Origin of the sequence: Pseudoalteromonas sp. S16_S37 (assembly GCF_014694405.1) — a bacterium.
GTDB lineage: Bacteria > Pseudomonadota > Gammaproteobacteria > Enterobacterales > Alteromonadaceae > Pseudoalteromonas.
Genome location: NZ_JAAUWV010000041.1, coordinates 1 through 26,321, shown reverse-complemented (window position 1 = coordinate 26,321; position 26,321 = coordinate 1). Strand labels below are relative to the sequence as shown.

Here is a 26,321-nt window from a genome sequence, read left to right as displayed (position 1 = left end):
ACTATGAAATTTGATATCACCAAAACTCCCGCTGTATTGGTATCTCATAGTCTGACCATATTAGACCTAAATGATGCAGCTGTTACTTTATTCAATAAAAACATAGATGAGCTAAAAACAACTTCAATAAAACAATACATCAACTTTAATAACGAAATTTCACAAAGCTTAAGTGGCCAATGGCTCAATCAAACTCAGCCTGCGACGATAAGTAACAAACAGGTTAACATTGCGATTCTACCTCAAGAGCAAACGACCTATTTACTGATGGTCCTTGATCAAGCGGTTAGCGTGAATTCTGAAAAATCCCCAAATTATGTGACCGGCAGTTGGATGTACAACATCTCAGAAAAAACATTTCAACTTTCTAATACCTGTGCAGCACTGCTAGCGTTGGAGCAAAAAACTGCGGTCCCGATAGATAAGATAGTAAATAGTTTTCGCGAAACGGATAAAGCCCTTGTTTTAAAAACATTCAAAGAAGCGAATTTAGACAAAAAACCATTCTGCTTAGAAGTTCGTACAGAGCACTCTTTAGATTCATCCACAATACAATTTATTTGCCAAGGTCTACAAGACGAATCAACACCAGATATCTTAAAAGGAATTTTAAAAAGAAATGTTTATTCTCAGGTATTGAACTGCAAATTATACGAGCAAAATGAGAGAAGACGCAGAGCACTAGAAGGTGGACGAATTGGTACTTGGAGTGCAACAAGAAACAGTCAAAGCTTGTATTTTCGATGGGATGACCAAACATGCAAATTACTTCACCTCCCTTTAAAGGAAAACCACGGTGATTTAGACAGCTGGATAAGCCATATACATCCTCACGATGTCACGTCAGTAAAAGCAGCCATCGAACATTCATTTAATGCAAACCTAGATTTTGAACGCGAATACAGATGTATATTACAAAATGGTGAAAGCATTTATATATATGCAAAAGGTGTGTTAAGCACAGATAGTGCGAGCGGTACGACATTTTTAGACGGCGTAATTATTGACCATACATCCATTTATGAAGCGAGAACTAAACTTGAAGAGTCTAATTTACTCCTCGAAGCAAAAGTAAAATCCAGAACCGCAGAATTAAATCAAGCCGTAAGACACGCGGAAATGGCCAGCCAATCTAAATCTGAGTTTTTATCAATGATGAGTCATGAGTTAAGAACACCGATGAATGCAATCATAGGGGCCTTAGACTTACTAACCCATCAAGACAATAGCTTTGAAGAACAAGAGTTGCTAGATACCGCCGCAATCGCCGCCAATAATTTAGTGTCTATTTTAAACGACATACTTGATATCAACAAAATAGAAGCAGGTAAATTAGAGCTTGATTGCTACGATTTTGATGTATCGAAAATGCTCAACAACATCATTGTTATCTTTGGTCCAATTGCAGAACAAAAAGGCGTTAAATTAAAAGTAATTGAAGCCAAAGATATGCCATCTGTGTTGAACGGAGATGAAAACCGTATTCGGCAGGTGATGTTCAACCTGGTTAGTAATGCAATAAAGTTCAGTGTGAATGACTCAAAAGATAGTGGCCTTGTATCGATAGAATTGTCGTGCGTAAAAATTAACAGCCTAGTTAGCAAACTTGTGATAGTGGTAAAAGACGATGGTATAGGCATTGACGAAGATACATTAAAAAAGCTGTTCACTCCTTTTACTCAAGCTGACAAAAGTACCACTCGTCGCTTTGGGGGAACAGGTCTAGGACTCGCTATTTGTGGTAGATTAGTCGAGCTAATGGGAGGAGGAATCGTTGTTAACAGTGAGGTAAGCGTTGGTAGCGAGTTTACTGTTAACATCCCTATTTGGAACTTTAAGACTCGGCAAAAAACCCTGTTATATCCGTGTATCAACGTTTACTCAAACATACATGATGGAGCTCGCTGTGAGCACATTCTAGAGAGGCTGTCATTCTATTGCGATAACGTCACACAACAACCGATTAGCCAATTATCGACTAAAAGCACAGGTAGTCATTGCTTAGATATACTTATGATTGAGAATATGACTGACATCCATGAGTTAGATGCAAAATCCATCATTACTCACAAACTCTTAATTTTATATCAGCAAGATATATTGAGTCAGGTAAAAGAGCGCTTTAAAGGTGTATTTAAGCTAGATATAGACACTCTCACCTTCTTTACCCTTGAGAAGTATTTAACTCAATTAAAAGAGCAAACGAGCACCGCATCAGAGGAATTAATAGAAGATGACTTTGTTGTAGATTTAGATACAAGCTTAGCACCAAGTAATACTACCGAGCATGAACTCCCTCTGCTAATAGTTGAGGATAATGAATTTAATCAAAAGCTTATGGTAAAACAACTGTCTAGGCTAGGCTACAATTGTGAATTGGCATCAGATGGAATACAGGGTTTAAAAATGTGGCAAAGCGGAGATTATGCGCTAGTTTTAACGGATTGCCATATGCCTGGTATGGACGGGTTTGAGTTAACACGACAAATTCGAAAAATAGAAGATAAGGATAAAAAACAAGCGATCCCAATTATTGCTGTTACAGGAGCGGCAATGAAAGGAGATCAAGAGTATTGCTTGTCGGTTGGCATGTCTGACTTCATCAGTAAGCCAGTTACATTGGCCAAGTTTAAAAACGCACTAGAGAGATGGTATGGAAATTAGCGCTTTAGAAAATCTTCAAACGTTGAATGAAGATGTCATGTTGGAACTGTTAGGCGACGATCTTGAAGAGATCAATAGCTTTAGGCAACAGTTTTTAGTGCAAGCAAAAGGCAGTTTGCAAAAAATTGCGGACCATTACCGACAAGACAAGTTAAAGGAAATAAAAGAAGAGGCCCATTATTTGAAAACTTCGGCTAAAGCCATAGGTGCTGAACGCTGTGCATACTTTTTACAAGAGTTAGAGGATGCAGCCTTAGATTTAGAAAAACAAAAATGCAGAGCCTATATCGAGTCTTTAAGCAATGAAATTAAAAATGTTTTTCGAGCTTGCAATAGTTAGCAGAAAACCCAGTCCACTAATTTAGCCATGCAATTTTAAAGTTAGCAAACATTATCAATTGCACCTGCGATACATTGTCTGCGTTGTCACTATAACGAACATGAATTTTATTAGGTAAGATGTTGTACCAATAAATTTGCTTCAAAGGATACGCTATGACTCTCAAAAATACGACCAAACACAGCTATAGGCAAAGATTACTCAAAGTGATTGATTATCTATACGAGCACCTTGATATGGAACTGGATGTTAACTCTCTAGCAGAGCTTGCAAATATGTCTGCCTATCATTTTCATCGTATTTATCGAGAGTTTACAGGCGAAACCATTAACTCAACAGTTAGAAGAATGCGTTTGTTTAAAGCGGCAACACTGTTACTGCACAGTAGTTTAAGTCAGGCAGACATCGCTAAGCAGGTAAAATATGCCAGTGTCGAAGCTTTCAATAGAGCTTTTACAAAACACTATGGCGAAACCCCTAACCAATATCGCCAGCTTCGTAGCGCCAAAGAACTTGAACGATCTGTGTTTTATCCAACTCATCCAAAGGAGTATAACCAGATGTATAACGTAGAACGTATTCACAGTGAAGCCTTAACTTTAGTTGCATTACCTCATCAAGGAGATTACATGCAAATAGGTCAAGCATTTGAAAAGCTTGGTATGCTAGCCGGTAGTGCGGGGTTGCTCAACGAGCATTCGCGCTCGTTTGGTATTTATTACGACGATCCTAAAACCGTAGACAAAGACCAATTAAGATCAATGGCATGCATGAGCATTGACGATGCGAACATTGAACTACCCGATGAGCAGCTACAAATTGTTGAATTACCAGAAGGTGCGGCCCTGAGTGTCCTGTTCAAAGGTGACTACACAGAATTAGACAAGCCCTATGATTGGCTATTTGGTCAGTGGATACCTGATAACCAAGTAGAGTTGGCAGACTTTCCACCATTTGAAGAATACCTAAATGATGTAAGGCAAACTCCTCCATCAGAGTTACTGACCCGCATTAACTGCTTAGTTAAATAATCTAGCTGCGCTGTGTTAACACAGCGCACTTTTTCTTTTCCAGCGCTGCGTTTTTTAAATCTCCAGAACCATATATTTAGCGATTTACTTAACTTACCTGAACTTCGCTTTATTTTATTTGCCAACTATAAATCGGAAAACTCGCACTTTACGTAAGATATCTCACACAAGTGGGAGGTAAATATGTTCAATTGGTTTCAGTCTGATGTATCAAAGTTGTATAAAAGTGTGCTCGATGCTTCTATAGACGGTGTTGTGGTAATAGACGATACAAACTCAGTAGTTTATTACAATGACGCCGCAGAAAAGATCTGGGGATACAGTGCCGAAGAGGTACTTGGACAGAATGTCAAAATGCTTGTGCCTGCTGAGTTTAGAACGAACCACGATGAACATGTAAATCGACATCGACATGCCGGTGACGATAAGCTCGTCGGTCAAACATTAGAGTTATTCGTTGAACCGAAATCTGGTGGTCGAAAAACCATAAGTCTATCTTTGTCAAAAATTGATTTAGGCAAACAGCGCCTTTATTCCGCTATAGTACGCGATATTACACAACAGAAAGACGCACAAACCATCATAGATCAAACGCTAGAGCAATGTGTGGATGGCGTTGTCACGATAGATGAAAATAATAATATTATCTTTTTTAATTCTGCCGCAGAAAAAATTTGGCATTGCAGCAAGTCAGACATCATGGGCAAAAATGTAAAGATACTAGTACCTAAAGATATCCAACCCAATCATGATAGTTATGTGAATCGCAACCGCACCTCAGGTCAAAATCGAGTTGTTGGTACCTCTATCGAGCTTCCAACTAACACATTTGACGGACGCGCCATTTGGGTAGCCTTGTCACTATCGAAAATTGAACTAGAGAGCCGAGTACTCTATACCGCTTTTATCAAAGATGTAACTGAGCAATACCACGCCAAAAAATCGTTTGAAAAACTCTCATTAGTGGCCAACAACACCAGTAACTCTGTGGTGATCTCCAACCACCTAGGTCAAATTGAATACGTCAATAATGGCTTTGTTGAGATGACAGGCTACACACAAGAAGAAGTATTGGGTAAAAAGCCAGGAGATTTACTGCAAGGCGAATATACTAACCCACAAACCGTTGCCCGAATCGCTGAAAAACTGCGTGCTCAACAACCTTTTTATGAAGAGATTTTAAATTATGATAAATCAGGTAATCCATACTGGATCTCACTAGCCATTGACCCGGTGCTGAATGACAAAGGCGAATTAACAAATTTTGTTGCGGTACAAGCCAACATTGATGAGACCAAAAAACGCTCACTCGAGTCTGACATAAAAATGGCAGCAATAGAGCAATCAAACCTTGTAATAGAGCTAGATAACAAAGGCACTATAACCTCAGCAAATCAGCTAACATTAACGCTTTTTTCAGTCAGTTCAACCGAGCAACTTAGCAATCAAGTAGGCAACTTGCAGCAACAATTTCCGACCCAAGATTGGGATGAGCTAATGCAAGGTAAAACCGTTAAAAATGAATTAACACTGCACTATCAAGATAAGCAAGTCAGACTAGATATCGTCGCCACACCGATTAAAGATATGGAGGACAATGTAGCCAGTGTTTTAATTTATGCGGAAGACGTTTCAAGCAAAAACAAAGTGATAACTCAAACTCATTCAGCTATGTCACAGGTACTGGATAGAATTAGTACTATCGTTCAGTCTATTAATAATATCTCCAACCAAACAAACTTACTTGCATTAAATGCTGCCATAGAAGCGGCTCGCGCCGGTGAAGCGGGTCGCGGCTTCGCTGTCGTTGCAGATGAAGTGAGAAACTTGGCGCAAAGCTCCACTGATTCAGCAGAACAGATAACCTCTTTGATAGACGAGACAAAAAAACATGTTGAACAGCTTGCTACTTACCTTTCCGGTGAAGATTAATTAACAACCATTCTATTAAATCCTTGAGCACTTTTGCGAGCTATAATCAGCCAGCAAAAGTGCTTAGATTTTTTACAATTGGGGCTGAACGTCTAGTCCATAACCAAATACAACCGCAAGTACCAACACTGTACTGGCCGCAAGCATGAGTTTTACCATCAATGGTACACAAAACCTAAACCAGTGTGTATAAGGTACGCCCGCCATACCTAAGATCCCCATAAGGACCGCATTTGTAGGCACAATCATATTTGAAAATCCATCACCAAACTGATAGGCCAGCACCGCAACTTGACGAGGTACTCCAACTAAATCTCCTACTGGCACCATCAACGGCATCGTTACGTACGCCTGCCCAGAGCCTGAGGGAATAAATAGATTAAGCAATGTTTGAATAAGTAGCATACCCACCGCCGACACCTCAGCTGCTACATAAGACAGCGGTGTAGATAAGCCATTAACTATGGTATGTAAAATTTGTCCATCTTCTAAAATCAATGCAATCCCACGTGCAACACCAATAAGAATCGCCGTTGTAACAAGATCAGACACGCCATCTATGAACTTGTGCGCAGCGTCATCGGCTGATAGTTTACCTAAGATAGAAATTAATATACCCCAAGCAATAAACAATCCCCCTAGCTCATAGAGATACCAATGCAGCGTAGCTATTCCCCAAACAGCAACTGCCAAAGTCACGATAAATGACATTAAAATGAGCTGATGACGTTTGTTAAGCGAAGGATAATTTTGCTGCGCTTGACCTGCCAAGGGGCACTCCACATCCTTCATCATTGAAAGCGCAGGGTTTGCTTGAACACGTTTGGTATAACGCCAGACATGGTGAAAGCCAATTAGCACAAAAGGCAAAAATATCGCTAATCTAAGCCAAATACCAGAATAGACAGGAATATCAGCTATTTGCTGGGCAATTAAAACCGTAAAGGGGTTGAATGCAGACACGCCATAGCCAATCCCGTAACCTGCGATGATCATACCCACCGCCGTCATCGCATCTAGCTTCATGGCTTTACATAACGCCACCAAAATCAATACAAATGGAATATACTCTCCCGCTGTACCGATAGCACTAGATGCTAAAGCAAAACAAAAAACCACCATAAATATTAAATTTTGTGGCTTATCTCCGTGTTTTTCTAGCAAACGGCCAATCAACGCATCAACCGTACCTGTGGCACGTGCAATAGATAATACTCCGCCCACTATCAACACAAAGAATATGACATCCTGTGCCGCTGCAAATGCCCTTGGTATTGCTTTAAGCAAATCCCATGGCGTTAGCAATTTGGTATTTTCAGCCAAATGATAAGTGCCTGCCAGCACCATTTGACGCCCCGAATCCGTCGTCGCAGTATCAAAAAAACCTTGTGGGATCACCCAAGTTGCTACAAGTGCCGCAACCATCATACCTAACAGCAAGATTAAGGTATGTGGCACTTTCATCATTTGTCCCATACAAACACAGCCTCTATATTATTATCATTTTAAAATGGCGACATATTACCGATAACAGGCTCAAAGTTCATTATTTTTTAAGGAACTTTCAAGGAACTTTCAGGGACTTTTGGAAGATCTTTTGATGAACTTGGAAGACACATGCAAACTCAGTAATGCTTTTATAGAGAAAAAACCTGTCAAATAGTTACGCAGCCTCCGTATTAATTCATTAAAAAGTCACTCTATAAACTTATTTATAAAATATTGATTTAAATCACAATATGTAACTGAACCACAATTGTCAGCGCTGTCATTTGTATCTATGATCGGTTTGCAAACTAAAAGGGCCCTTTGCAAAACAGCCAGTACTTTCACAATGAACACAAAAGGAATCATTTGTATGAAAAAGTTCAGTATCATTGCCACCCTTATCGCGATTTCCATTTCAAACAGTAGCTTCGCGCTGCCAAATCAAGCATTTGATATCGATGGGTTTGAACGTGTCACCGAATATAACGAAGGACCAATTGCAACATCCGTTATCACCAGTGAATTTGCCCATGAGCTCAATGTTTATCTTCATCCGCGCAGTGAAGGTGATTACTGCAGTTATGCTAACGTGTATGCACACTCAACTGGCGAGCATATTGCCCATGCGAATATTTCCAATGTGCCAGCTCAGGTATCAATTCAACAAGCTACCGCACAAATACCTGAGCAGTATTTAACAGAAAATAAGAAACTGAGAGCATCTTGTACAACTTCTAAAGGAGAGGAATACGAAGTATTGGTTAATATCCCAGGTGCACCGATTATCCAGTGGCAAGTTGATGTAGAGCCTAAAGGCCATTTCGTCCATAGACCCAATACCTACGGCTATCACAGCGCATATAAGGTAAATAGTCATTTACGTATAAACAACCAAAGTAACGATGGACGCTGCACCACACTGTCCAATCGGGGCGTAGAATTAAACCTATTTCATAACGAAGGTCGCTTCGGTCCTTTTCATTCCGATGTGTTTTTAGCGCACACAACTGTAGATAACTCTCAAGCAGGTCAGCCGGTTTTATACCAAATGATTGAATGTGAAAATGCTGCGGGTAAAACACTCGCGGTGAAAGTGTTTAGTCTGACCAATCCAAACGGAATTTATCTTATCGAAGAAGACTTAATCGTTAAATAAGCCTCTTCTGAGGTTGCGAGTACCGTTTAATTAAAACGGTACTCGCTTGTTAACTCTAAATAAAAGCAGAGCGAGTAAACAAAAATGCATGCTGTTGTCTTTGATTTACGTTTAAAAAGTGCACAGTTCTGACACCTCTCCTCAAGGAAGTCATTTGGCATTCTTATGTCTAACACCTTACATATAGCTACTTAAAAACATTTTCGATACCAAATAGTGCTCTCGAAAGCAGTTAGAAACCTTAAAACTTAATATCTGTTAGAAACCTTAAAACTTAATATCTTTTTGGCTCACAATCTCAATAAGTAAATTTAAAGTAGTCAAACTATTGAAAAGGTGCATTTTTGTAGCTCTGACGCTTTAAAATAGTTAACATATAGCGGTTTCTTTACCTTCATTAAAAATAATTGAGCTAATGGATATATGAATTGTACAAATTGTAACAGCGGTGCGTTGGTACCTAGTTTTATTGATGGTTTATTTAGAGCACACACTTGTGATTGCTGTGATGGAAATTGGCTATTAATAGAAGACTATGTTGCTTGGAAAGAAAGGAATCCTCAATTTCAATTTAGGTGTGATGTAAGCTTTGAAGAATCAGATATTACGGATACAAAAATGGCTTTATTGTGCCCCATCTCTGGAACTTTTATGCGCAAGTTTAAACTCACCGCAGAACATGTGCACAAACTTGACTATAGTTCTGCAACTGGCGGTTTATGGCTAGACAAAGGTGAATGGGAGCTGCTAAAACAAGAGGGCATTGCAGGTTGTCTCAATGCTGTAATAACCCCCAATTGGCAACGTTGGATCCGACAAGATAATGCAAAACAGAGTTTTTCTGACAATTATCGAGCTAAATTTGGCGATGATGTATACGACAAAGTAAAAGAGATCCGCACTTGGCTGCTCTCTCAAGAGCAAAAAGCTGATTTACGCGCTTATCTTCTAGCCGAAGACCCCTACTCTGCACAAAGGTAACGCTCATTTACATGCTTATTATGAGTGTTACCTGCGCACTGACTTAAAACATTATGGGCCCTGAGTTACCAACTGAGTAATTCTCTGAGTAAAAGACATATCTTTTTGATATAGCTTTATTTGCTCTTTAAGCATATCAAGTTGTTGAGGCTCAAAAACCGTTACGTCAAATTGTTGGATGTAACTGGGTGCATTTTTATAAAGGCAAACTTTCTGCGCCATGGGTGTGCGAAAAAACACATCGTTTGGAAACACAATACAACCTTCAACATGCGCTTCGATATCCAGTAGCCCCTTCAGCCATTTTATTTTTTGTGCTACTTCAGTGAGCGGATTGTCAAAATAATTCCTTTCATCATCAATACTCTGCGTCCAAAGATCAGAATGTGCGTCCTCCCAGATAGCACCACCTTGATTTTGATACTGCACAATAAAAATACCATACTTTGAAATAACTAACTCATCGATATGATGCATTTTGCCATCAGCAAGAAAATGTATTTTACCAACCAAGTTATAATCCGACTTAGGTAAAGATTTTGCTAAGAAAGAGCTCAATAGTATACGGCTTATTTGATGATGAAGTATGCGTCTTGTATAAGGCCAGACCGTACCAGTCACCACTAATATGCTGGCGATTAACAAAATAAACCACACGTAACGGCCAACATGCAGCCATATTGACGTTTGCTGCTGGCTTTGTGCGTATTGCTCGTATTGATGAGTATTACGTAGTTGAGGCTCAGGCTGTTTTGATTCAACCTGAACAGCATTGGGAACATGCGTTTTGACTTGCTCAGATGCCTGCAGGTTTTGTCCTATATTTGCGCTAGACGATGAAACTTGAGCCGTTGATTGCTGTTGCCATTGCTGTTCAAAATCGCGCTTTTGCTGTGCAATTTCTTCACTGCAATAAACATGTTCTTGTGTGGTTTTACGCGCTTTGCTGCAACGCTCAGAGGCTTTATAAAATTGCAGCCATGCGCTTTGTTTATCTGCGTCTTGATATTGTTCATCACTTTGTTTGAGATCAGTGGCAGCAACTTGTAACAGGGGTTTGTTATCGCTCTTTACAGTCTTTTTCGGCGCATTAACCGTTTTTAGCTCAAAGTTAAAATCGGGGCAAAATAATCTCAACCGCTCTTCCAGACGCTGCAATCGACTGTAGGATGAATGGCCCTTTTGATTGGCGCCTAAGCTAACTAGCTTTTGGGCCTCGGTCAAAAAGCTACGACATACATCAGCCGAAAGAGCGCTCTGGGCTTGCACATTCATCGCACACGCTAACGCTGAACACATCAAAACGATGCGTGCTTTGTTTGGCTTTAGAAAACCAAATATGTGACTAAAAAATATAGATAAATTTAGCATACGACAATTATACAAATATAAGTAAATTGATTAAAGGTCAGTTAACGCAGACTTTAAGGGCCAAGTCTCAATCACCCCTTCGCTACTGAGTGTTATTAACTGGTCGTTAATGACCACCATGTCTAATAAGGTGGTTCCCATACTATGAACATCTATCTGCCAACTTAACCGCTCTTTGCCCGAAACTGCATCCCAAATACTCAGTTCTGCTTTTGGCGTGGATGTTACAAGATACCTAGAATGCGGTATGAACAGTGCGTGTCTAAACCATTTGAATCGTGTGATGTAGCTTAACTCGCTTATTATTTCGCCATTACTTACTGACAGAAGCTGTTGCGTTTTTAATGCATCGGCTACAAATAACTGCTGTTGGTCAGCTGATATCGTTAAGCTACTGAGTCTAGAGCTATATTCGCGCTGATAATAATTATCACCCGATTGCGTATCCCACGCTTTTACCAAGCCATCATGAGAGCCAGTAATCATTCTATTGCCTTTAACAAAGTGCATGGCAACAATGTTACTAGAATGTGGCATAAATTGTTTCATTTCTTTACTTTTGTGCCTAAATAAAGACACTGATCCGTCAGTAAAACCAATGGCGATTTCTTCGCCATCATCTGATGTTGATAACGCTGATACTCTTGCCAACTCATCAACGCCTTTGGCTTCCAAACTTCCAATCAACTCCCCTGTTAGCGACTGCCAAAATTGCACAATATTGTCGCCCGCTACCAATAATAAATTAGCACGCTCATTAAAGTGGATTGTGCGCACGTTGTTTGGTAACTGAGTTTCATTAAGGGATATCACAGTCTGTTTATCGTATACCCGCCATATCGCCAGATTTGGCCCCTCGATGAGCAACATAACTTGCTCACCATCCCCAGATAGCTGCCCATCAAGCACCAGCGCATCACTAAATTGATATTGGTTAGTAGATTTAAGCACTACAGGCTCACTACATGCCAACAGCATATAAATAAACAACCCTAACAGAGCAAATCTAATCATTATTGATGCCTTACATTCAAAGCGTTTTTAGTGCGTTTAAGTCCCAGCTTTCTAACATAGCGTCACTATTTAGGGTATACAACTTACCTGTTTGCGTCGTATGCATAGACACGATTGTAGCGCCTTCTCGCTGGGTTTTAATTGTCCAAGTCCCCAGTTCATCACCAGTTTGCGTATTCCACAAACTTAAATGCGACTTAGAAGACGATGTAGCCAATAACTCAGCAGTGGGAATAAACTGAGATTTTCTGAATACTTTAAAGCGCGCCGTATAATTTAGCTTAGTAACTTCTTCACCGCGAGTAAGCGTTTTTATATGCTGCGCATTTAGTCCATCTGAAACGAAGAATCGTGAAAAGTCTTGATTAACGCTCAAGCTTGTTACCCGATGGGCGAACTCTTTTTCAAATAATGCCTTTGGAGAGCCAAACTGCCATAACCCGACTTTGCCATCTTGCGCACCGGTTAAAAATAACTCTCCTTGATTTCCAAAAGACAAAAAATCTATCGGTCTATCGTGGGGCTTAAAGCGGTTATTCAGTCTCGTGTTCAAGTCAGCCATATTCACTGAACCATCGGTCATCGCCACCAACACTCTGCCATTATTAGGAGACAGCGCAATATGGCTAATCGCCGCCATTGGATCAACACCACTAAATTGTACTTTATGCACAAATGCTTTACCCGACACTGACCAAACCCCAAGAGTGTCATAGTTGGCCATTATCAATAGCGTATTATCTCGAGATAACAGTGCATGTCGAACAGGTTTTAATAGCTCATTTTGTGGTACTTGGTACTCAATTTGTTTTGCAGCTGTACGCCAAACTTTAACTTGCTCAGATGCTGTGACCGTAAGCAACAATCTGCCATCGTCGGAAATTTGACCAACAAGTAACGGCTCAACCTCAAACTGGTGAACAACCCCCTCGCTAATTGCCAAATCCTTTGAGCATCCCGATAATAGCAATAAAAACAGGATAGTAAAAACCACATGCTGACGCATTTTACACCTCAATATCTTTTGCCATGTGATACCTATTGCACATAGCTAAAACCACCCAGTTGATAAAGCAAGCTTAGTGCCAGCTAGATACACTGTAGCTAAAGGGTAACTGCAATAATAATGTGTAATCCAGTGTAATTTACACATTTTAGAAATTTGATTGAATTTTAACCTGCAGTATTAGTAGTTACTACTTTACCATGATGCACAGCTCACTACGGCAACAAAGGAAAATGCAATGAATACTTTAATTGGCGATCACTCTGAGTTACTACCTGCCGCCTATCTGCTAAAGCCTAATAAGCCAAACCAGCTAGGTGATCTATCTCTAACCCTACAGCTGTTAATTAACCCTAGAGCAAATAACCTAATCGGTGTCAGCCAAGTATACGCGACCACTGACACAAACACGAATGTGCAATCTTCTGTGGATGGAGATTGGCAATATATCCCATCTGTAAATAAACCCACTATTGTTATCGTTTTAAATGGTGTTTGTGCCACTAAAGTACGCTTTAACGGCGAAGTAAAAGAAGTTGAAAACCTCAAAGTCAGGTTGTTACTCAATGAGGATTGGCAGTTTGGTTATGGTATGTTCGAATACAAAAAAGAAGGTACTTGGCATAAAGTGGCATCAGCCGTTGCGCAATTGGACGAACGCACAGGCAGTGAAAAGCTCGATAGACTTTATACCCTGTGCGAGTCAGTTAAAACACATGCTTACTGATTAACCTAAGCTGAGGTCAATTACAGTATGCGCCTTTATAGTTGGTTACACGAATTCGCAAAAATGCGATTGTAGCCAACTTTTAAACGCATCAACTTTAGGCCAAGAAAAGTGATGTTCTGGTCCAACGAGATAGTATTTATACTCACACATTAGCTCAAAGCCTTGCCACACATGTAGTTGTTGATGCACAAGCTGAGGCTCGATAAGTCTGCGCCGCAGCATACCAATGCCCTGCCCAGACAAAACGGCTTGCACCACCAGCGCCGCATTATCTATTTCTAAAAAACTAGGCTGTTGCGCCGGTTGAATCAGCAACTCATCAAATAGTAGTTGCCAAGCTCGCTGCGCATCTGGACACACATCCATGATCAGCTGATGGTCAAACAATTGTGCTTTTAGAGGCTTGTTTTCTTCTAACATGCCTTGCTTGTACACTAACAGCATTTGGTCGCCCCCCAACAATTCACTATGTAAATCCTGATAATTGCCTTGTCCAAACCTGATACCTAAGTCGGCTTCGCCTTGTTCGAAATCAACAAGTTGATCGCTAGGGTCAATACGCAGCTTGATATCATTATGCTTTTTTTGAAAATCATCTATTTTTGGTAATAACCAGCATGCCGCAAAGGAGGGTAACACCGACAAGTTCAAGGTATTTGGAGAAGGGTCTTGTTTGAGGGCTTTTATACCCGCTTCGAATTGACTAAAAGCCCCTAACACATGAGGTAATAACTGCTCGCCTTGACGCGTTAGTTTTACTTTACGAGTTTCTCTGATAAACAGCTCGCAACCAAGATGTGCTTCCAACGCTCTTATCTGTTGACTAATTGCCGCTTGAGTCACAAACAACTGTTCAGCAGCTAGTTTAAAGCTACCTAAATGCGCTGCATGCATAAAATACTGCAAGCTTTTTAGCGGAGGTAAACTCATTCCCAACTCACATATAATTAAGAAAAACTAAAGTATAGGGAAGTTTTTATCGTTTGTCTGCCCGTTAAAACAGCTCAATAATTCATTTACACCAACAGACAAATAAGAGACCACACCATGAAAACACTAGCAACATTACTATTTGTTTTATTCACCACTGCGTCTTATGCGAATACGCAAGCCGTAGAGCAAATAAATACTACTGAAGGTTATCCATACAAGAATGTGATCTTCAAAGCGCAGCGAGTCGAATTGCATTACAGTGAATTAGAAAACGGTATTGAATGTAGAGTCAACGTTGTCGGCGACGAACAGCAGCACAGCGGTGACACACAGCAAGTGAGCCACAAAAAGTTTCAGCAATCACCCATGGCGGCTTGTTTAACCAGAACGACAGCAAAGCAAATTTTGGCTAAGCTATAATATTTCCTCATCCCCAGAGGCGCCTTTTTGCCAGCATACATTGCTGGCAAAAAGGCATTTTTATTTATTCGCCAAGCTTACTCAGAACGACTATTGAGTGTTTGACGCCAATCATAAAAAGCTTGCTCAAAAGTAGGATATACACTTTGAAGTATCTGATAAGTTTCATCACCAGATAGAACCTTACAGGGATTAGTGCTTTCTTGAATTAACAACCGAGCCATGGTTTCCCTCCCTTGCTCGGAACCCATCAAAAAACTCAGCCAAGACCAACCGCTGTAATACAGTTTATCGGTATCTATGCTCTCCCACTGCGATTCTGACGCCAGCAAGCTGTAAATATCGTGCGGCTCTGCCAACAAATACTCTTTTTTTACATCAAAAGTGAGCGCCCCTTCTTGCAAATCAACCCCTGAGAATAACTGTGCCATCCCCTCATTGAGCCATCTGGGGGTTAGTCCAATCAACCTTAAATTCATCGCATGTACAGCCTCGTGAACGGCAGTTTTTATCACCTGTTGGTCGTTTTTATACTCAACAAACGCAGAGTTACTGCCATGAAAAAACACCCCCTGACTGGTTCTTGGATCAAAACCATAACGAGAAGTGTAGTCTTCATACTGAGTACGGTTAGATAAAATCACTAGATTAAGCGTTACGGACTTGCCTTGACTTGCAGGTAACAACTCTGAATAGATGCCATGTACTAAGCTTAAACGCTCGATTATCATATCGAGCGTTAACTCTTTAAGTTGCGTGTAATACACCGACAACACGATTGTCGGCCCAGTACCCGCGCTAAATACATGTTGTATATGCCTAAACTCAGGGCTCAACATTGTGAGGATCTGTTGTGAGCGCTGCTGTTGGTTTTCTATAAAGCCATTCATATCACAGTAACGCTCAACAACGCTCGTGCGGCTTTGAGTATTGAGGCTTGGTTTTGGCACAACGTCGACCGATTCTTGTGTTGAAATAACGGCCTTTGTCTGTTGTGTATCAGTTTGCTGCGGTATTGTTTGAACGTGCTCAAGCACACCATTTGATATAAAAACCGATAGCAACAAAATAAGCACAATGGTGCAATAAATTAATGTTTGAAAGCGTTTTTTAGCCAAAGATGTTAAACCATAAGCCTTAAGATACAACAAACTTACCATTGAATACGTATAACGCAAACCTTCAACAGCACACAAAATAGCGGGTTGATAGCTAATGCCATTTGCTTAGAGATCCTGAACTGCACCAGGAAGACAACATATGTTGTTTGCGCATAGTCGTCCTGCTAATCACTCTCTTAAATGTGATTCTGTTTATTCTGACGCTAATCCGTAATTCTGGCTTTAATTAGTCATTCTGAACTTGTTTCATAACCTTACATCTTAAACACGTAGTATGTTGGTTTATGCCTGACTTATACGCTCAAGCACAGCTACCCCCCGCTCTACATCACTCATTTGTGTAGACCAGTTGCTAAACGCCGCGCGCATCGTCGCTTTGCCTTGCCATTGCCCCGGCGTAACAAAAATCTCGCCGCTGCTGTTGATCATTTTTTGGCACTCGGCTGATGATGACAATGGATGCTTAGCGCTTGGCGCAAATACCACCACATTCAGCTCACAAGGTTTCAACAGATCATAATAAGGACTGCTATCTAACCATTGGGCTAGCGCCTTTGCTTGCGAAATATTGCGCTCAACGGCCTCACGAATACCAGATTGACCGTAGGCAAATAAAGTGCACCAAACCGGAAAAGCTCTAAATCTGCGCGAATTTTCAATACCCAACGACAAGTAATCGTCAAACTCATCACTTTGTACCAAATAACTCGCACCAACGTGACATGTTTGTTTAAGCACATCATGATGACGGGTTAAAAATACACCACAGTCGTAGGGCACATTAAGCCATTTATGGCAATCAAGCGTAATGCTATCGGCAAGCTCAAGACCACGCGTTTTACCTGTCGGGCCACTTACTAATCGCTCAAACATGCCAAATGCTGCATCTACATGTAACCAAGCATTATGTGCTTTGCACAACGCACTGATCCGCATTAAGTCATCGTAATCAGTACCTGTCACGGTTGCTGCGCTAGCAAGAACAATCTTGCTTTTGGCACGAGAGTTTTTAAGCGCTTCACTTAGTGCATCTACATCCATCGCTTCACTATTAGCTAAACACGCAATCGACTGCCAAGTATGTTGACCAAAACCGGCAAGGCCCAAACTTTTTATCATACTAGCATGAGGGCAAGCACTAAACACCTGTACATCTAGTGCAAACATCCCTTGCTTGGCAATGTCTATACCTTGTTGAGCGCCTGCAAATTGCCTTGCTACTAATGCGCCTAACAGATTGGCTGAAGTAGCACCTGTGGTAAATAAACCACTAAACTGTTTTGGCAATGAAAACAGCTCTAACAGCCAGTTAATCGCTTGGCGCTCGAAACTGGATGCTATCGAATCGCCACCTTTACTGACATTTTGGTTGTAAGTAGTCACAAGCCAATCTGCATACGTTGCAACTGGGTTAGCGCCTCCCGTAACAAAGCCCCAGTATCTTGGTCCATTACTGCCAGAAACATGCTCACTTAGCTGCGCTTCAATTACCTGATTTAATTCATCTAAACAGCGCGGATGCTCTGATAGCGCAATATCGGGTAAGTGAATTTGCTTGCTCGCGACCGGTAAGGTGTCGAGTTGTTGATGAAATTTTTCAAAAAAATAGCCTAACGATTTTAATAATTGCTGGTTGTTCTCAAGATTAAACTGCATTTTGGCCTCAAAATGGTGAAGTGTTAGGCTTTAGTGTATGCTCAATTTGATTAGATAACAGATACAGATTTTTAAGATATTTAGATAACAGATGAGCAAAATACCCGCCTATCAAAGCTTAGCGAATACCATCATAGATGACATCCTTGGTGAGCAATACACTGTGGGCGATGCTTTGCCATCGCTGCGTGTTTTTACTCAATTACAACAAGTGAGCATGACCACAGCTTTAAATTGTTACAGATATTTAGAGCAACAAGGCTATGCAGTCGCCAAACCCAAACAAGGCTATTTTGTTACGAGGCCCTCTCGTGCCAATGGCCGCTATGACTTTCCAAGTTTTACCGCACAGCCTGCACAACCGCAGAATATACGCTGTGACTTTGTAATGCCTAGCCAATCATTTGCCACAGCAGAGTTAGATGAACAACTGATAGATAAAGCTGGCTTTCAAAAGTGTTGGCAATATATAGGCAAAGATCGCGCCTTAACGTTTGGCTATGCTGACTTGCGGGGCGAGGTAAAACTCAGAGAAGCGCTATGTGCGCATTTCATAAAACAAGGGTTTGCAACCAGCTCTGAGCAGCTGGTGATCACCAACGGTTGCCTTGATGCCGTGTTACTCGCAATCGAGACGGTCAGCGACAAAGACGATACCATTTTGGTTTCTTCGCCTTGTTATTCGGGCCTTTTGGATATGTTAAATATGCTAGGTCGACGGGTGTTAGAAATTCCAAGTACCAACGAGGGCCTGGACCTTGAGCAAGTTGAACTCGCTTTGAAAAAACAGCAAGTAACTGCATGTATTATTACTGCAAATCATCAAAACCCCACAGGTCACAGTTTAAGTACGGGTCAAAAGCAAAAGCTTGCAGCCTTAGCGGAGCAATATCGCACGCCAATTATTGAAGACGATGTATTTAGAGAGCTGAGCCACTCTCCGGCTATTCCTTTACCAATCAAACATTTTGATAACTCAGGCTGGGTTTTGTGGTGTTCAAGCGTATCGAAAACATTTGCAGCAGGCTTGCGGGTAGGATGGTGTTTACCTGGGCGCTACTTTGAGCAATACATTACACAACGCAAAGTAAGAACGCTCGGAGTTAACCAACCCATACAATTGGCACTGGCTCGATACATACAACAAGGTTATTACCAACAGCATATTGCCAAAGTGAATCGCCAGTTGGTCAATCAGCTAGAAATCTACAACCAAGTTTTAACCCATAATTTACCCGTAACTTGCCAAGCTTATATGCCAACGGGTGGACTCGTGATCTGGCTTAGCTTAGGCGAACTAAACGCTAACGAAGTCAGCGACTTGTTAGCACAACAAGATATTTTTGTGCGCAGCGGTATATATTTTACCACAACCAATGAGTATCAAAATTGTATAAGGATCAACTTTGGCATTGTTCCCACAAGTGAAACTCTAGCAAAGTTACAACGGCTGGTGCATATTATCAAAATGCAAACCATCACCGTGCTATAAAGCGCAATTTGAATCATGTGGAAATGTATTGATGACAATACAATCAGCGCCATCGTTCTCTGTTAAGGATATAAATGCAAGATTTAACTAAAGGCCCAATTCATAAACACATTATGAGCATGGCAGTCCCGATTGCGATGGGGATGCTCCTGCAAACCCTCTATTTTATTGTCGATTTATATTTTGTTGGGCACATCGGTGGTGCAGCGCTGGCAGGCGTTAGCACTGCGGGTAATTTATTCTTTTTTGTGATGGCGGTAACACAAATATTAAATATAGGCTGCGCAACGTTAGTTGCCCATGCCATTGGCCGTAAAGACAAACCTCAAGCTAATAAAATTTATAGCCATGCTATGTTTTATGCCATTGTGATCACCTTGCTAAGTTTGGTATTGGGTTATAGCTCCGCTGATAAATATTTTTTAGCCATTGCAGCAGATGAAGCGACTTTTAAAGCGTGTCTTGACTACTTTTATTGGTTTTTACCCTCTCTTGCAGCGCAATTTGTGCTCACAGTGATTGCCTCATCAATGCGCGGCGCTGGGTTGGTAAAACCTTTTATGGCAATGCAAATGTTTGCTGTATTGGTCAATGCCATAATGTCTCCGGTACTTATAACTGGCGTGGGCATTATTGCGCCCATGGGAGTTAGTGGCGCAGGCTTTGCAAGTTCAATTTCTGCATTTACGGCACTGGCATTAGCAATTCAGTTTTTGCGTACTCATGACAATACCTTAGAGCTTGAAATAACCAATTTAAAACATCACTGGCCGACTCTAAAACAATTATTAAAAGTTGGTGTGCCTGCAGGTAGTGAGCTCCTGCTGACCTTTTTTTATATGGCAGTTATTTACTGGGCATTGTCAGATTTTGGTTCCGCAGAGCAAGCTGGCTTTGGTTTAGGCAGCAGAATAATGCAATCATTATTTTTACCGGTTATGGCCATTGCTTTTGCAGCCCCTGCAATTGCAGGTCAAAACTATGCCGCTGGCAAACTAAAGCGTGTTTATGTCACTTACAAAATAACCACATTGTTTACTGTGATACTTATGGGCTTGATTTCATTACCTTGCATTTTCATATCGGAAGTTTTCTTTAGCCCATTTAGTGAGGACCCTGAGGTAGTCCGCGCAGCCACTACATTTATAAGCTATGTTGGTTTAAATTTTGTACCTGTGGGGCTCGTTTTTTCAGCGTCAGCAATGTTTCAAGCATTTGGCAATACTTTGCCTTCGTTGCTTGGCACAACGGTTCGGGTTGGGAGTTTCTGTTTGCTAATCGCTTTTTATATCAGCCAACAAGCATTAACCATTACCACAATGTGGACCATATCAGTAGTAACGGTATGCATCCAAGCTGTATTAGTGTTCACTATGCTACAGATCACCTTAAAGGGTCGCATTTTTAGCAAAGCGAGCAAAATACGCCCTGCTAACACCGTGACTTCTTAATATCTACATTGGGTCTGTAAGCATCATTGTCACAGACCCAAAGAATAAACAGAGAGTTATTCACACTGCGCTTGCGCAAAGTTATCCACATACTGTGAAATATGGTCAAAATAACCATCATTTAAAATGGCAGTGGTACCAAAGTGGCCCGCATCTTCACCTATTGTAAAACTATTTTGACTACCAATGCCTGCTTTAATAAAGGCTTCGGCATCGGTTTTGGCATTACCATAGGCACGTACAATGTTTAAACCTTGTGCTCTAAAGCGATTGATTTGATCGATTTTGTATTCGGCCGTTCTGTAAAGGCTGGTCTCGTTACTCATTGTGGTGCGTAGGATACCTTCAGGCAGCCCAAGCCAGTCTAACCAGCTACGCGTGCCCTTAGCATACCAATAAACGCGCGCGGTCAAATAAACAGGTTGATAACCTAAGTCCATGTAGCGGCGTACGAGAGAGTATGCACCATCGCGCGCATCCGCTCTATCAATACCTGTATAATCACCAATGGCTTCTTCGTCTGACAGGGTTAATGTACCGTCAATATCAAATAAGACCGCGGGGGTATTTGGGTCGACCACTGTAACAAACCCTTCTGTGCCACTGCCATCAGCAGGCACGCCTGCATAAACGCGGTACTGCCCTGCTGGTAAAGCAGGAATAGTCACAAATGCTTTACCATCACTATTGGTGACTTTTTCCGATAAAAACTGCCACTGGCTGTCTTGCTCACCGCGAATATAAAATCTAACAGTTTCGTACTCTAAATCTTTATGCGTCACCGCCCCATAATCAAACTTAGCGGTAAGCGTTGCCGTATTACCCTTTGCCACCACCACATCGTGGATCATATGAAAGCTAGGTAACCAAGTAATAAAACGGTTCAATCCGTTGCGGTAGCCGCGATCAGGTAGTTGTGGTTTGGCATAATTAATTTCCATCCAAGTGGCATCAGCACACTTGGGCAGTGCAGCGGCATTAAAGGTTGAAAGTATTGCTAATGCAGCAAGTGATTTTGGTAAGCACGACATTTTCATTTTTAATCCTTTGTATTTTTTGGAGTAAATACACTATAGATAAAAAATTAAAGTTTTATTAACAAAATATGAAAAACCAGCATTTCATATTAGTGTCATATGTTGAATAACAAAAATGGCTGAGGCGCTGCCATCCTCCCCTCCGTCATCCTAACGGATCCTATGCGTCCCCCCCCTTCTGTCATCCTGACGAAGATCAGGATCTTCCCTGCATCAACAGGGAGCCTGAAACAAAATCAGAGTGACAAAGAGACAACGCGATATGACAAAAAGAGGTAACACCAGATAAATAAAGTGACACTGCTGGGGAAACAGTGCCACTAAATCGTTGGGAGAAAGCTATTTTTGACCGGTTTTTATCCACTGCAAGTAGTTATTGTAAATATGGCTCACTTGCATAGTTGACTGACCTTTACTGGTCCCATGGCACGCAAAGCAGTTTTCAGGCTGAATTTGCGGGTTGGTACCCGTAGTGGTGCTAAACGTTTGGGTATAAGTTTCCATAGTCATATTGGCAACCGCTAAAGAGCCACGTAGTTTATCGTTTCTGTCTTTTCCAACGATATCTCCACTAATACCGTTATCAAAGTTGTAGCCTAAGGTACTTAGCCAAACTGAGCCTGCATAAAAGTAGTTGCTCCATACCGGGTTAGATTGGGCCAATTTTGCCGTCACTTCGCTATTTAAACGCGCGATATTTTTGTAGTTTTCAACATCACGCTCTTGCTGCGATTGTGGCGCACCTAAACTAGAGTCGCTGCTGTTGGTATATGGGTAACCATTGGGCACGCCATATTGGTATAAACGAAAAGAATTAGTATGCTTTTCGGTTGCGGGGTAGCTTAAGTGGGCATGTTGCACTTCAGTGCCGCCTTTATAAAGCAGGTAATTATCGCTGGTACTCACAACTTTATCTTGTTGTAAATATTCCTCGCTCTTTTGAAACTCCATACCCGATTTATAATAATCTGGCGCGGTTAACTTGTGCTCAAACGTCGCCCAAATAAATTCAGGGTGGTCTTCAACAACCCCCACCACGTGCATACCAATCATCGCCACATCGGTTGGGTCGCTATACTTATTGTCGGTTTTATACACAGCTTTACGGATATAAAATTGCTTCGATAAATCAACACCTTTGTATACTTGTTGTAGGTCTTTAACATCAATCCAAGCTACTTTCATCTCAACAGAACCCACCGCAAACTCTGCTTTAGGATCAGCGCTTGGATGCTCCATTGCAGATTTCATAAAGGTATCGTTTACATGAATAGAGAAGTAAACCGACTTACCGCCGTATTTGCTGTAAATAATAGGGTCGCCATGTCCAGCCTGATTAAAGTCTTCCAAAATTAGGTGCTTGGTAGGCATTAAACCAGTTGGGTTGAGTAGGTCGTTCCACGGCTCAAAATATGGCTTTAATGCGTTATCAACTTGCCAAAAACCATTGCCAAACATAAACAGTCCGCCTGGCGCTTTAGCCGACTGAGTTAAATATAAAAACTTGTTCCAAGACCATTGATGAAAGTCGCAATTGCTTGAATTGTCTTTACCATCTTTAAACGCAAACGGGCTATTTGGCCCCTCGTTAGGGTTAGGAACTGGACTTGCAAACCAACTTGGCTCAAGGTTACATACTTCTTTTGAGTATGCGTTGGCTGCGGGAGCAAAAACGCTAAGCGCAGTGGAAGCCACAACTAAGCTCAACGCCTGTGTTTTAAACTTTGACGGTAACATAATACTTTCCTTATAACGTATCTCACCGTGAACTATAGTGGCTAAAGGCTGAATAGGTAAATTACAGCACGTTACATCCTCCCTCCGTCATCCCTGAAATTATTTCAGAACCTCATCAACAACCACACCTCCCCTCGTCATCCTGAACTAGTTTCAGGACCTCATTAAATCACATAAAATTTACAAGCTAACGCATAACCCATACAATGCAAAAACGATTATTTTTTAAGCTCGCGTATGAACTTCAATACAAAAATTAATTTGCTGCGCCCGCACAACCCCATGCAAACACTACAAGGTAGCCTTGAAAGTGATCGAGGGCGTATCATCAACAACGCCGCCTTGCGTCGTTTACAGCAAAAAACACAAGTATTCCCGCTTGAGCGCAATGCCGCAGTACGCTCACGATTAACCCACTCCCTTGAAGTTCAACAAAATGGCCGCTTTATTGCCCAGTCGATTACAAAAGAGCTACAACGTAGGCAGTTAGCCCCCGAGTTACACTCCGAGCTTAGCGCAGCACTCGAAACACTCGTTGAAATGGCGTGCCTAATGCACGATATAGGTAACCCCGCCTTCGGCCATTTTGGCGAGGCAGCAATTAACGATTGGTTTAAACGTTATTTGTCGCAGCACACAACCTATTCAAATAATCTCGCGCAGCTTTATCAACAAGAGCAACCAAATTTAAACTCTATTGAAAACAAACTGTTGTTTGATGTGTGTCACTTTGAAGGTAATGCCCAAGCCATTCGCATCGTGCATACTTTGTGCGGCTTAAATCTTACTTATTGCCAAACGGCCAGCATTTTAAAATACACCCGTTGTGGCACCGACCCTAAACCAAACAAAACTCAGCCGCTAAGCTATCTACAAAAAAAGGTCGGCTACTATTTTAGTGAGCAAACTTTTGTGCATACGCTGTGCGACAAGTTACAAATAACGCCGGGCCACAGGCACCCAGTGTCGTACATTATGGAAGCGGCCGATGATATCTCTTACTGCCTAGCCGACATTGAAGACGCGGTAGAAAAGGGCTTAATTAGTGTTGAAAAGCTAATGGTGGTGTTAAACCAAGAGTATCAAAGCCAGCTTAAAGCATTGCCAGAATGCCAACAGCCCTATGCCGACTTTATTGCGCAAAAATGCCAATACGCGTTTGATAAAGCCACTGCCAATGCGGCCAACTTTAACAACGAATTTTTTATTTGGCTGCGCGTAAGCTTAACGCACCCCTTGGTAAAACACGCCACACAACGCTTTGTTGACAACTTAGAGACCGTGTACCACGGCAGTTTTAATCAAGCCCTACTTGAAGACAACAGCTACCAATTCGCCATTACCCAAGCCCTTAAAAACGTGGCTTTTAACTATGTTTTTAACCACAAAGAAGTAGAACAGCTTGAACTACAAGGCTACAAAATCACCTCAGGTATTTTAAGCGAATACCAACGCTTATTGGATTTAAACGCCAAGCAATTCGCAACAGTCATCAATAAAAGCAAAGACTATCCCGTAGAGGTACGCCTACTCAACCGCATCTCAGATAAATTTGTTGCGGTATACCAGCAAACGGTAAAAGCGTTGAGCGAGGAGCAACAGCAAAACCCCATTTTTGAGTTTTACTATCGCTGCCGCCTACTACAAGACTTTGTAAGCGGCATGACCGACCAATTTGCGTATGATACGTATAGAGCGTTGATGGTGACGGATTGATAAAATAGTAGTAGGTTAAAAATTAACAACTCGCTTTATCTATCTTGTAAGACAATCCACTTTTGCAGGATTTAGCAAACACAGAACTCTTTAGCTGCGTAGCTCAAGGGTTCCGTAACTTTTTAAAACAAGAGCTTATTTCAAGAAGCAATGCACTTTTTCCCAATTTAAACATTTAAATATTTCAGCATTTCAAACTTAGTAAAATCGTCTTGCTTTAACAGGTAATCTCTAAATTCATCATTAATATCGATATGCCCATTGTTATCTATTTTGATATTTCTAAATTGTCCGTCAGCTTCCAGTTTTCTCAATAGTCGAGAGCTGATTCCTAGCTTGCTAAAAGAGTTTAGAACCACATTATTTGTACCATAAATAAACAAATTATACTCACTATCAGTTAAAAGTTTTGACCGATAAAGCACTTCAACTAGAATATTGATTTTATATGCTACAAGGTCCCCTTCTAGCTTAATTTTTATCAACGCTAAATTAACCATTTCTTTTCTTGATTTATCTGTCAAGTCTACATATAGCTTATTACCTTCATCTTTTGATATTTCTCCGAACGATTCTCCAATGAAAAATAACCGCCCTTTTTCAGTGGATTTAATTTGATACTGATACCTTATCTGCTTTTGCAAATGCTCTTTTAAAGTAAGTTGATGCAGATTACGTATAAATGCACGGTAGTACTCCCTCGTATTTTCGAATCTGAAATGGCTTAGCCTGACAAACCATTTCGTCAAATGAGCATCTAGACCCATAATAAAAAAATGGTAGACTTTGTCCAAGACGTCAAGATTATGCCAACTTTCTGTCCCTCGAAATTCAAGTGCTCTACTTCTAAGAATATCTAATACACTTCCTTGATTTGAATAATGTGAACTAACTCCATTTTCGATTAGATGAACCGCTATATCACTCAGGGCGGGATCACACTTTGTAAACAAGGAAAATCTATGATCTAATAGCGTTAATTTTTCCTATTTATCTATCGCAATGTCTTTATTTTCACATCTCGAATTAGTCAAAGAAAACCGTT

At 41.1% G+C, this 26,321-nt stretch carries 21 protein-coding genes; 11 read left to right on the top strand and 10 right to left on the bottom strand.

All coding sequences use genetic code 11. From position 1 onward, the window contains the following. Positions 1 to 3 precede the first annotated feature (3 nt). The 4 genes from HC733_RS16025 (at position 4) to HC733_RS16010 (ending at position 5,967) form a co-directional block, all read left to right on the top strand. Positions 4 to 2,664 (top strand): PAS domain-containing hybrid sensor histidine kinase/response regulator, encoded by a 2,661-nt coding sequence (locus HC733_RS16025; RefSeq protein ID WP_190366024.1) that lies wholly within the window; start codon positions 4 to 6, stop codon positions 2,662 to 2,664. Further along, positions 2,654 to 3,004: an Hpt domain-containing protein gene (locus HC733_RS16020; RefSeq protein WP_190366023.1), complete on the top strand. Its 351-nt coding sequence runs from the start codon at positions 2,654 to 2,656 to the stop codon at positions 3,002 to 3,004. The genes HC733_RS16025 and HC733_RS16020 overlap by 11 nt, the downstream gene beginning before the upstream one ends. A 155-nt stretch (positions 3,005 to 3,159) precedes the next feature. Next, positions 3,160 to 4,035, top strand: a complete 876-nt coding sequence (locus HC733_RS16015) for an AraC family transcriptional regulator (RefSeq protein ID WP_190366022.1) — start codon at positions 3,160 to 3,162, stop codon at positions 4,033 to 4,035. 183 nt (positions 4,036 to 4,218) lie between these two features. Then, the gene (locus tag HC733_RS16010) at positions 4,219 to 5,967 is read left to right on the top strand and encodes a PAS domain S-box protein (protein WP_190366021.1); all 1,749 of its coding nucleotides are present in this window, start codon (positions 4,219 to 4,221) and stop codon (positions 5,965 to 5,967) included. A 72-nt stretch (positions 5,968 to 6,039) separates the two neighbouring features. Here HC733_RS16010 and HC733_RS16005 read toward each other — a convergent pair whose 3' ends face one another. Next, on the bottom strand, positions 6,040 to 7,443 hold the full coding sequence (locus HC733_RS16005) for a YfcC family protein (protein ID WP_190366020.1): 1,404 nt from the start codon (positions 7,441 to 7,443) through the stop codon (positions 6,040 to 6,042). A 382-nt stretch (positions 7,444 to 7,825) separates the two neighbouring features. Between HC733_RS16005 and HC733_RS16000 the strand changes: the two genes are divergently transcribed. Then, entirely contained in the window at positions 7,826 to 8,611 is a 786-nt protein-coding gene (locus HC733_RS16000; RefSeq protein ID WP_190366019.1) for a hypothetical protein, read from the top strand. Positions 8,612 to 9,034: 423 nt separating this feature from the next. Continuing rightward, complete coding sequence (locus HC733_RS15995) at positions 9,035 to 9,592, top strand: TFIIB-type zinc ribbon-containing protein (RefSeq protein WP_190366018.1); 558 nt, start codon at positions 9,035 to 9,037, stop codon at positions 9,590 to 9,592. Positions 9,593 to 9,643: 51 nt separating this feature from the next. Here HC733_RS15995 and HC733_RS15990 read toward each other — a convergent pair whose 3' ends face one another. The 3 genes from HC733_RS15990 to HC733_RS15980 form a co-directional block, all read right to left on the bottom strand. Continuing rightward, positions 9,644 to 10,891, bottom strand: a complete 1,248-nt coding sequence (locus HC733_RS15990) for a nuclease-related domain-containing protein (RefSeq protein WP_190366017.1) — start codon at positions 10,889 to 10,891, stop codon at positions 9,644 to 9,646. 102 nt (positions 10,892 to 10,993) lie between these two features. Continuing rightward, positions 10,994 to 11,977, bottom strand: coding sequence for a WD40 repeat domain-containing protein (locus tag HC733_RS15985; RefSeq protein WP_190366016.1), 984 nt, complete (start codon positions 11,975 to 11,977; stop codon positions 10,994 to 10,996). A gap of 16 nt (positions 11,978 to 11,993) precedes the next feature. Next, positions 11,994 to 12,983, bottom strand: coding sequence for a WD40 repeat domain-containing protein (locus HC733_RS15980; protein ID WP_190366015.1), 990 nt, complete (start codon positions 12,981 to 12,983; stop codon positions 11,994 to 11,996). Between the two features lie 238 nt (positions 12,984 to 13,221). Here HC733_RS15980 and HC733_RS15975 point away from each other — a divergent pair, with 238 nt between their 5' ends. Beyond that, complete coding sequence (locus tag HC733_RS15975) at positions 13,222 to 13,710, top strand: DUF1842 domain-containing protein (RefSeq protein WP_190366014.1); 489 nt, start codon at positions 13,222 to 13,224, stop codon at positions 13,708 to 13,710. Positions 13,711 to 13,755: 45 nt separating this feature from the next. Here the strand turns inward: HC733_RS15975 and HC733_RS15970 are convergent, their stop codons facing one another. Continuing rightward, positions 13,756 to 14,643, bottom strand: coding sequence for a LysR substrate-binding domain-containing protein (locus HC733_RS15970; protein WP_190366013.1), 888 nt, complete (start codon positions 14,641 to 14,643; stop codon positions 13,756 to 13,758). A 117-nt stretch (positions 14,644 to 14,760) separates the two neighbouring features. Between HC733_RS15970 and HC733_RS15965 the strand changes: the two genes are divergently transcribed. Further along, complete coding sequence (locus HC733_RS15965) at positions 14,761 to 15,066, top strand: hypothetical protein (protein ID WP_190366012.1); 306 nt, start codon at positions 14,761 to 14,763, stop codon at positions 15,064 to 15,066. A 77-nt stretch (positions 15,067 to 15,143) separates the two neighbouring features. Here HC733_RS15965 and HC733_RS15960 read toward each other — a convergent pair whose 3' ends face one another. Next, positions 15,144 to 16,184, bottom strand: a complete 1,041-nt coding sequence (locus HC733_RS15960; protein ID WP_190366011.1) for a hypothetical protein — start codon at positions 16,182 to 16,184, stop codon at positions 15,144 to 15,146. 285 nt (positions 16,185 to 16,469) lie between these two features. Further along, on the bottom strand, positions 16,470 to 17,843 hold the full coding sequence (locus tag HC733_RS15955; protein ID WP_190366010.1) for a pyridoxal phosphate-dependent decarboxylase family protein: 1,374 nt from the start codon (positions 17,841 to 17,843) through the stop codon (positions 16,470 to 16,472). A 91-nt stretch (positions 17,844 to 17,934) separates the two neighbouring features. Between HC733_RS15955 and HC733_RS15950 the strand changes: the two genes are divergently transcribed. Together HC733_RS15950 and HC733_RS15945 are read left to right on the top strand one after the other, a co-directional pair. Further along, positions 17,935 to 19,335: an aminotransferase-like domain-containing protein gene (locus HC733_RS15950; protein WP_190366009.1), complete on the top strand. Its 1,401-nt coding sequence runs from the start codon at positions 17,935 to 17,937 to the stop codon at positions 19,333 to 19,335. A 74-nt stretch (positions 19,336 to 19,409) separates the two neighbouring features. Then, positions 19,410 to 20,786, top strand: a complete 1,377-nt coding sequence (locus HC733_RS15945; protein ID WP_190366008.1) for an MATE family efflux transporter — start codon at positions 19,410 to 19,412, stop codon at positions 20,784 to 20,786. A 56-nt stretch (positions 20,787 to 20,842) separates the two neighbouring features. Here the strand turns inward: HC733_RS15945 and HC733_RS15940 are convergent, their stop codons facing one another. Together HC733_RS15940 and HC733_RS15935 are read right to left on the bottom strand one after the other, a co-directional pair. After that, entirely contained in the window at positions 20,843 to 21,823 is a 981-nt protein-coding gene (locus HC733_RS15940) for an LNS2 domain-containing protein (protein ID WP_190366007.1), read from the bottom strand. A 339-nt stretch (positions 21,824 to 22,162) separates the two neighbouring features. After that, a complete protein-coding gene (locus HC733_RS15935) occupies positions 22,163 to 23,560 on the bottom strand; it encodes a hypothetical protein (protein ID WP_190366006.1) in 1,398 nt (465 codons plus the stop codon). Positions 23,561 to 23,797: 237 nt separating this feature from the next. Between HC733_RS15935 and dgt the strand changes: the two genes are divergently transcribed. Next, entirely contained in the window at positions 23,798 to 25,276 is a 1,479-nt protein-coding gene (gene dgt / locus HC733_RS15930) for a dGTPase (protein ID WP_190366005.1), read from the top strand. A 167-nt stretch (positions 25,277 to 25,443) separates the two neighbouring features. On the opposite strand, the gene HC733_RS15925 is transcribed toward dgt, so the two are convergent. Beyond that, complete coding sequence (locus HC733_RS15925; RefSeq protein WP_190366004.1) at positions 25,444 to 26,229, bottom strand: hypothetical protein; 786 nt, start codon at positions 26,227 to 26,229, stop codon at positions 25,444 to 25,446. Positions 26,230 to 26,321: the final 92 nt, after the last annotated feature.

What these genes read in the sequence shown, in the direction of transcription:
- HC733_RS16025 (WP_190366024.1), top strand. Translation starts at nt 4, where the DNA reads ATGAAATTTGATATCACCAAAACTCCCGCTGTATTGGTATCTCATAGT.
- HC733_RS16020 (WP_190366023.1), top strand. Translation starts at nt 2,654, where the DNA reads ATGGAAATTAGCGCTTTAGAAAATCTTCAAACGTTGAATGAAGATGTC.
- HC733_RS16015 (WP_190366022.1), top strand. Translation starts at nt 3,160, where the DNA reads ATGACTCTCAAAAATACGACCAAACACAGCTATAGGCAAAGATTACTC.
- HC733_RS16010 (WP_190366021.1), top strand. Translation starts at nt 4,219, where the DNA reads ATGTTCAATTGGTTTCAGTCTGATGTATCAAAGTTGTATAAAAGTGTG.
- HC733_RS16005 (WP_190366020.1), bottom strand. Translation starts at nt 7,443, where the DNA reads ATGGGACAAATGATGAAAGTGCCACATACCTTAATCTTGCTGTTAGGT.
- HC733_RS16000 (WP_190366019.1), top strand. Translation starts at nt 7,826, where the DNA reads ATGAAAAAGTTCAGTATCATTGCCACCCTTATCGCGATTTCCATTTCA.
- HC733_RS15995 (WP_190366018.1), top strand. Translation starts at nt 9,035, where the DNA reads ATGAATTGTACAAATTGTAACAGCGGTGCGTTGGTACCTAGTTTTATT.
- HC733_RS15990 (WP_190366017.1), bottom strand. Translation starts at nt 10,891, where the DNA reads ATGTGTTCAGCGTTAGCGTGTGCGATGAATGTGCAAGCCCAGAGCGCT.
- HC733_RS15985 (WP_190366016.1), bottom strand. Translation starts at nt 11,977, where the DNA reads ATGATTAGATTTGCTCTGTTAGGGTTGTTTATTTATATGCTGTTGGCA.
- HC733_RS15980 (WP_190366015.1), bottom strand. Translation starts at nt 12,983, where the DNA reads ATGCGTCAGCATGTGGTTTTTACTATCCTGTTTTTATTGCTATTATCG.
- HC733_RS15975 (WP_190366014.1), top strand. Translation starts at nt 13,222, where the DNA reads ATGAATACTTTAATTGGCGATCACTCTGAGTTACTACCTGCCGCCTAT.
- HC733_RS15970 (WP_190366013.1), bottom strand. Translation starts at nt 14,643, where the DNA reads ATGAGTTTACCTCCGCTAAAAAGCTTGCAGTATTTTATGCATGCAGCG.
- HC733_RS15965 (WP_190366012.1), top strand. Translation starts at nt 14,761, where the DNA reads ATGAAAACACTAGCAACATTACTATTTGTTTTATTCACCACTGCGTCT.
- HC733_RS15955 (WP_190366010.1), bottom strand. Translation starts at nt 17,843, where the DNA reads ATGCAGTTTAATCTTGAGAACAACCAGCAATTATTAAAATCGTTAGGC.
- HC733_RS15950 (WP_190366009.1), top strand. Translation starts at nt 17,935, where the DNA reads ATGAGCAAAATACCCGCCTATCAAAGCTTAGCGAATACCATCATAGAT.
- HC733_RS15945 (WP_190366008.1), top strand. Translation starts at nt 19,410, where the DNA reads ATGCAAGATTTAACTAAAGGCCCAATTCATAAACACATTATGAGCATG.
- HC733_RS15940 (WP_190366007.1), bottom strand. Translation starts at nt 21,823, where the DNA reads ATGAAAATGTCGTGCTTACCAAAATCACTTGCTGCATTAGCAATACTT.
- HC733_RS15935 (WP_190366006.1), bottom strand. Translation starts at nt 23,560, where the DNA reads ATGTTACCGTCAAAGTTTAAAACACAGGCGTTGAGCTTAGTTGTGGCT.
- dgt (WP_190366005.1), top strand. Translation starts at nt 23,798, where the DNA reads ATGAACTTCAATACAAAAATTAATTTGCTGCGCCCGCACAACCCCATG.